Origin of the sequence: Lentilactobacillus dabitei (genome assembly GCF_019061365.1) — a bacterium.
Classification (GTDB): Bacteria; Bacillota; Bacilli; order Lactobacillales; family Lactobacillaceae; genus Lentilactobacillus; species Lentilactobacillus dabitei.
Genome location: NZ_JAHPPD010000120.1, coordinates 1 through 6014, shown reverse-complemented (window position 1 = coordinate 6014; position 6014 = coordinate 1). Strand labels below are relative to the sequence as shown.

The 6014-nt window shown below is 40.4% G+C and carries 9 protein-coding genes; 4 read left to right on the top strand and 5 right to left on the bottom strand.

The window, feature by feature from the left end; all coding sequences use genetic code 11:
* Positions 1-346: 346 nt before the first annotated feature.
* From KTE19_RS12590 to KTE19_RS12575, 4 genes are all read right to left on the bottom strand, one after another.
* Positions 347-616 carry a type II toxin-antitoxin system RelE family toxin gene (locus tag KTE19_RS12590; RefSeq protein ID WP_217161842.1) on the bottom strand — a complete coding sequence of 90 codons (270 nt, stop codon included), beginning with the start codon at positions 614-616 and terminating at the stop codon, positions 347-349.
* Positions 613-846: a type II toxin-antitoxin system RelB family antitoxin gene (gene relB, locus KTE19_RS12585; RefSeq protein ID WP_217161844.1), complete on the bottom strand. Its 234-nt coding sequence runs from the start codon at positions 844-846 to the stop codon at positions 613-615. Before relB ends, KTE19_RS12590 begins: the two co-directional genes overlap by 4 nt.
* 109 nt (positions 847-955) lie before the next feature.
* Positions 956-1210, bottom strand: a complete 255-nt coding sequence (locus tag KTE19_RS12580) for a hypothetical protein (protein WP_217342415.1) — start codon at positions 1208-1210, stop codon at positions 956-958.
* Between the two features lie 126 nt (positions 1211-1336).
* Positions 1337-1828, bottom strand: a complete 492-nt coding sequence (locus tag KTE19_RS12575; protein ID WP_217161848.1) for a hypothetical protein — start codon at positions 1826-1828, stop codon at positions 1337-1339.
* Positions 1829-1939: 111 nt separating this feature from the next.
* Between KTE19_RS12575 and KTE19_RS12570 the strand changes: the two genes are divergently transcribed.
* Positions 1940-2290 carry a hypothetical protein gene (locus tag KTE19_RS12570; RefSeq protein ID WP_217342416.1) on the top strand — a complete coding sequence of 117 codons (351 nt, stop codon included), beginning with the start codon at positions 1940-1942 and terminating at the stop codon, positions 2288-2290.
* Here the strand turns inward: KTE19_RS12570 and KTE19_RS12565 are convergent.
* The gene (locus tag KTE19_RS12565; protein WP_217161850.1) at positions 2287-3060 is read right to left on the bottom strand and encodes a Cof-type HAD-IIB family hydrolase; all 774 of its coding nucleotides are present in this window, start codon (positions 3058-3060) and stop codon (positions 2287-2289) included. The two genes, KTE19_RS12570 and KTE19_RS12565, sit on opposite strands and share 4 nt — an antisense overlap.
* A 129-nt stretch (positions 3061-3189) precedes the next feature.
* Between KTE19_RS12565 and KTE19_RS12560 the strand changes: the two genes are divergently transcribed.
* Genes KTE19_RS12560 through KTE19_RS12550 form a run of 3 tightly spaced genes read left to right on the top strand, consistent with a single transcriptional unit; the run spans position 3190 to position 5959 of the window.
* Positions 3190-3888 carry a C39 family peptidase gene (locus tag KTE19_RS12560; RefSeq protein WP_217342414.1) on the top strand — a complete coding sequence of 233 codons (699 nt, stop codon included), beginning with the start codon at positions 3190-3192 and terminating at the stop codon, positions 3886-3888.
* Between the two features lie 14 nt (positions 3889-3902).
* Positions 3903-4631: a response regulator transcription factor gene (locus tag KTE19_RS12555; protein WP_217342413.1), complete on the top strand. Its 729-nt coding sequence runs from the start codon at positions 3903-3905 to the stop codon at positions 4629-4631.
* Entirely contained in the window at positions 4631-5959 is a 1329-nt protein-coding gene (locus tag KTE19_RS12550; protein WP_249778662.1) for a sensor histidine kinase, read from the top strand. The genes KTE19_RS12555 and KTE19_RS12550 overlap by 1 nt, the downstream gene beginning before the upstream one ends.
* The last annotated feature ends 55 nt before the right edge of the window (positions 5960-6014 follow it).

The following is a 6014-nucleotide window of genomic DNA, read 5'->3' as shown; positions in this document are numbered from 1 at the left end:
TTATTCTAACGAGAAACAAAAAATCTGTCATCAGTAATAGATAAAATCTATTACCAACAACAGATATTGTAGAACCTTTTTTATTTTTATAACAATTGCCAAATATCACGAAATGGCATTCAATTTTGAATCAATTAACCGTGGTAGGAATGGGCTGTTATCCGTTTTGGGTAGCAGTTTTTATTTGCCCTGACAGATGAATGTCAGTCAAAAAATAGTTTTTCCTTTCTGCTGATTCCACGACAAAAAGCCACCTCCGCCAAAGTTAAAAAAAGCTATCATATAGACAAATCTGGTTATCCATATCAAGTTGTTTCCTTTGAGGGAAATGGCTTTTTATTTTGTTTTAACCTTTATAAACATCTCGTCTATGACCGATTGAGATGACTAAGACAACTAACTGGTCATCATGCATTTCACAAATAACACGAAAATCCCCGATTCGATAACGCCAGTAACCCGCCAGATTTGAAGTTAAGGCTTTGCCACGGCTATAAGGATTAGCAATACCATCAATATTTAAATATAGCCACCGAGTGATTAACGCAGATTGGTGCTTGTCCATCTTTTTTAATGCCTTAATGGCTTCTTTAGAAAATTTTAGTCGATAACTCATTTATCTAAACCGCCAAACTCTTTTAATACTTCATCCATCGAGTAGGTCTTTTCGCCGCTTTCTTCAAACCGTTTATGGGCAATGTCAGCCATCTGTTTATCATACTCATCTTCTAATTGTTCCATGGAATATTTTTTTACTAAGTCGGATAAGGAAAGACCATAAAAATCAGCCATGTACTTGAGCCATTCTTTTTCTTGGTCACTAACCCTAATTGTAATCATTGCCATTGTAGCATCCCTCCCTTACGTATTACATTGTAATATCATTTGGAACAAAAGTCTACGATAGGGATGCAGCCTTTCTTTAGATTTTAATTTGTTTCAATTTGCGGATGTGTCATTCCATGTTTGCCGTGTGGCTTTGTAGTGGGGCAAGGCTTTGTTTGCGCTTTTCCTCGTTGGCAATAATAAAGTAGCCCCGACTGCCTTCACGCATGGCACCGATTGGCACATCATACTGCATCAACAGTTTATTGAAGATAGCATAGACTTCCCGTTGTTCAATACCGGTTAATAGCTTTAACTTTTTGACTGTGATTGAATGAGCCATTCTGCTGAGTAGAAGATAAAAATTGCTGTCTTTGAAGTTCATATTGTTGGGAAACCGCCTTCACTTGCCTCTGATCATGTGGTAATTTTAATAATAAGATTAGTAAAAAATGTCAGGATATGAATAGGAGCGGATAAAAAGGGTTGCCGAAAATAAAAAGCCCTCAGGTTACTGAGAACTTGATGAGGCGTTATTCAACTGCCGGAGTTCAGACATCAATTGAATGAGTTGGGCGTGGTAAATATCAGCTCGTAAGGCCTCGTTTTGAGCACTGAACCAATGCTGTTTGGCTGGGGTGACATAGTTCTCCGGCACCTGATATTTATTAGCAATTTGCTGGAACGTCGTTGGATTGTCAGCAGCCTGCTGTAATCTATATAGAGGTTCTTCTTCAATAATTCGGACAACTTGTGGCCGAATTTCTGCTGGTAATTTTGGTTTAACGACTTTGACGATCGTTTGTTTAATTGGTTTATCCAAAATGGTGTTGGTTTGGCGTTGCGCGTCGGTCAATTCATGGACTTGATGACCAATGTAAAGGGCGCCACCTAAAATAATTGCTAATACGGCAATTAGAATATAAAGTTTGGTATGCTTGGCATGTTGATTTTGCTTCTTGGATTGTTGTCGTTGAAGCCTTGAGGGTGTTTGATCCTGCATAAACCACATCTCCTTGGAATCATTCTATTACAAGTTCAGTTTAACATTGATCTGGTGAGGTGGCGGCGCTGGCGATCGAAATTTGGGACTGGGGTTTCTGGAAGCCTCATCGTGAAATTGCCGAAACGCGGGCCAAAAAACAATGACCTGCATGCAAGCGCCGAACAAAGCAAGTGTACTTCTCATGTATTCCTGTTTCTCTGGGCAACATTGCCGAAATGTGAGCTAAAAAGCAACAATCTGCCTGTAAGCACTTTTTGTCAAATTCCAAATTCGGGAATTCAGCAAAAGGAGACTTACACTCCGATTGCTAAGCGCTTTTTAGCTCACTCCACAAAAATGGTGAGCCGCTTCGACCTTCTGAACGCTCTCGCGCCGATCTTTACGAACTCACCGTGGTTTGGCACCGCCTTCGAGTATAGCATGAAAAAGGTGGGTCGTGCAAGTCATCGTTTTACTTAAAGTAAATCATAGTGTTTCAATCCATTCACAATGCCGTGGTCAGAATTCTTGGTGGTAATATATTCAGCGTATTCTTTGACCCGGTCAAGCCCATTACCCATGACAACGGGATGATCTACATAGTCTAGCATTGGGATATCATTATTTCCGTCTCCAAATGCATACGTTGGAATACCATCAAGGTTGGCATTCTTGATGAGTTCCTGGATGCCCCGTTTTTTAGAGCTCCCCTTGGCAACAATATCCATACTAAATGGGGTATTCCTAAAGAAAGTAAGCGTGTCGCTGAATTTATCGATGTAGCGCTTGTCGGGGCCTTTTGTATTAATTAACATCATGACAATCTCATTATGTTCAATAAAGTCACTAACACCCAACGGAGGCTTACGAGAGTTGATGAAATGATAATTGCCCTCAACAATTTCGTTAATAAAATTAATTCGGGCATCTTGGCTATTCATAACTGTGGTTGCTTCGTCAAAACCTTGGGCGAAATTGACAAAATTGTTCACAACGTTCTTTGGCAGGACAGCTTTGTACACCGGCTTGCCTTCAAAGATAACGTAGCTACCATTGGCTGAGACAACCGTGTCAATGCCGGTCTGCTTTATTGTCGTAGGAATCTCAAACAAGTTTCTGCCGGTTGAAATAACCGGTAAAACGTTATTTGCTTTCAGTTGGTGCATCGCGTCAGCAACTTCTGGATCTACTTTGGTTTGTTCATTATACAGCGTATGATCCAGATCAAAAAAGGCAATTCCTTTATACATAGGTTAAACCATCCTATTCTTAAGTAGTTTTGATAATCAAACAATACTATATTATGATAACAATCTGCTTAGTTTTCAAGCAAGTTTGTTATTTTATTGGTAAAATAGAATACATATGGGGTGAGATGATTGGAAAAAACGACTATTGCCAATGAGAAAACAAATCGATTCTTCGTTCGTTTGCGGAGAATTCCAGGAGAACACTGGTATTTAGCAACTAACACTGAAAAAAATGTGATGTTAGATGATCGGGTAAAAGTTCCCGATGATATCAAGGCACAAGATTTCTTGATTGACCAGATCAGTTTTTTTAACAAACAAATTTGGTATCATTTTACCCGGGATGATTTAGTCGGGTGGTTGCCAAAACGCAATATTCGAAAGACTTTTAGAAGGTTAGCGGTTCAACCGGTTAAGCAAGCAACCCAATCCGACATTGATAATGAGTGTGCAGCAGTTAAAATGTTATTAACGAGTGCCAATGCGTCTATCACCGATGAGGCGCTCAAAGCAGCGGTTGAAAAATGGCGCAAACAGTCTGATAATTTAATTGATTTGAGTGAATTAATTATTTCTCAAACCCATTCAATTAGGGATCTGAGTCGGGCAAATTTTCGGCAGCTCAATAAACAATTGCTCAGAAGAAGGCCGGTTGTCATTAAAGTGGCTGGACTAGATAATTTAAAATCCAGCCTGATTGTTTTGACTGGATTTAATCGAAAGTTGTACTACTATAATGATCCGTGGACCGGCCGACTAGAATCTATCTCCCAAAACCACTTGAGAAAGCACTGGAAACGCGGCAACTTAGAAGCAATCAGTTATTAGGGGTGGTAATTAAAATGAAATTATTGATGATTGAAGATAATAAGTCCGTTTCAGAAATGATGCAGATGTTTTTCCAAAAAGAAGGCTGGAATGTTTCCTTTGCATATGATGGCATTGAAGCCGTTAAGATGTTCAATGAGGATCCCGAAAGTTGGGATATGATCACATTGGACCTGAATTTGCCCAAAAAAGATGGGATGGAAGTTGCCAAAGAAATTCGAGCAAAGTCCCAAACGGTTCCAATTATTATGTTGACCGCCAGAGATTCTGATAGTGACCAAGTCCTGGGGTTTGAAATGGGTGCGGATGATTATGTCACCAAACCTTTTTCACCGATTACGCTGGTTGCTCGGATCAAAGCATTGCAACGACGTGCGCACACTGAACAGCAAGCCGCAGTTGAAGATCAACAAAGCGAAAATTATGCTTTCCAAATTACTACCAAACATTTTAAATTGAACACCAACACGCGTGAAGCATATCTTGACGACAAATTAATCCCAGATTTAACGCCAAAGGAATTTGAACTTCTAAAAACCTTGGCTCAAAAGCCCCGTCAGGTGTTTTCTCGGGAGCAATTGCTGGAACTGGTTTGGGATTATGAATATTATGGTGACGAACGGACAGTTGACGCCCACGTCAAAAAACTCCGCCAAAAGATTGAACGGGTAGGACCTCAAGTGATCCAAACTGTTTGGGGCGTTGGTTACAAATTTGACGATAGTGAAGTGGATAGTAAATAATGAAAATGATTTACCAGCAACTGATGGCGTTCTTTTTGGTGATTGCAATTACCATCGTTCTTCTGGGACTATCCTTTAGCAGAATGTCCAAAACATTTGTGTATGACAACACCTGGAGCAGCTTGGAAAAGTATTCTGACAGTTTGATTCAGCATTCATTAAAAGTGGATGGTAAACATAACGGCAGAGTGACTTTTAACTTAGACAAAATTAAGACAACTCAGTCAATTTTAGAGAATCAGTCAGTTCATTTTACGGTTTTCTCAGCTAAGAACCAAGTTGTTTATCCAGCTGATGGGATTTCACCGCAGATTACGCAAAACGATTGGAAGCACCTGAAAAAAGATCAGATTGTCCGAAAAGTGAATAATAAGAATTCAAAGCTCAAAAACGGGAAGACCCGACCAGCGATGATTGAAGTCGTCAAACCATATTATTATAAGAAACGGTTAGTGGCTGCTGTGACTGCCGGGGCGTTTATTTCTGACGTTAATTCGAACGTTGCCAGAATTAATCGTGATCTACTAAAGGGGCTCTTGGTTGCTTTGGTCATCTCGATGGTTATCAGTTTCTTTATTGCTCGGCGCTTAAATCGACGGATTGCGATGCTGAGAAGTGGTGCCAATCAAGTTTCCAACGGGAATTATAAGGTCAGACTGAAGCCTGGTGGTAAAGATGAAATTGGCGAGCTGATTAACGACTTTAATCACATGACCGCGTCCCTCGAACGAGCGAATATCGAAATCCAGCGTCAAGAGGAACGCCGCCAAGAGTTTTTGGCCGATGCTGCTCATGAAATGCGGACGCCGTTAACGACTATTTCTGGGATTCTTGAAGGAATTAAGTATGATGTCATTCCCCAGGAGTCGCGAACAAAGAGTATCGAACTGATGAGCGAAGAAACCCAACGTTTGATTCGGTTGGTGAACGAAAACTTGGATTTTGAGAAGATCCGGTCGAATTCAATTCAGTTGGATAAACGACACTTTAACGCAACCAAGGTCTTTGGTAACATTGTTGATCAGCTGACAAATAAGGCTCAAGAGTCCGGTGACAAGTTGATTTTAAATGCCCCGGATGACTTGCCGATCTATGCCGATTATGACCGTTTTGTTCAGATTGTTTTTAACATTGTGACCAACGGGATTCAGTTCACAAACAAGGGGACAATCACGATTACCGGTGAACGGGGATATAACGAGACAATTGTTAAAATTGCCGATACCGGTATCGGGATGACCCAAGATCAACAGAAGAACATTTTTGAACGGTACTACAAAGCTGATGCCTCGAGAAGAAGCGGTAAGAAGCTGTCTAAAATCTCTTAAGTAATAGTGCTAAAAACGCTAAAACGACCATTTGCAGACTGGTGGTTAATTGACG

Coding starts and splice junctions, on each gene's coding strand:
- KTE19_RS12590 (WP_217161842.1), bottom strand. CDS start 616: ATGAGTTATCGACTAAAATTTTCTAAAGAAGCCATTAAGGCATTAAAA.
- relB (WP_217161844.1), bottom strand. CDS start 846: ATGGCAATGATTACAATTAGGGTTAGTGACCAAGAAAAAGAATGGCTC.
- KTE19_RS12580 (WP_217342415.1), bottom strand. CDS start 1,210: ATGAACTTCAAAGACAGCAATTTTTATCTTCTACTCAGCAGAATGGCT.
- KTE19_RS12575 (WP_217161848.1), bottom strand. CDS start 1,828: ATGCAGGATCAAACACCCTCAAGGCTTCAACGACAACAATCCAAGAAG.
- KTE19_RS12565 (WP_217161850.1), bottom strand. CDS start 3,060: ATGTATAAAGGAATTGCCTTTTTTGATCTGGATCATACGCTGTATAAT.
- KTE19_RS12555 (WP_217342413.1), top strand. CDS start 3,903: ATGAAATTATTGATGATTGAAGATAATAAGTCCGTTTCAGAAATGATG.
- KTE19_RS12550 (WP_249778662.1), top strand. CDS start 4,631: ATGAAAATGATTTACCAGCAACTGATGGCGTTCTTTTTGGTGATTGCA.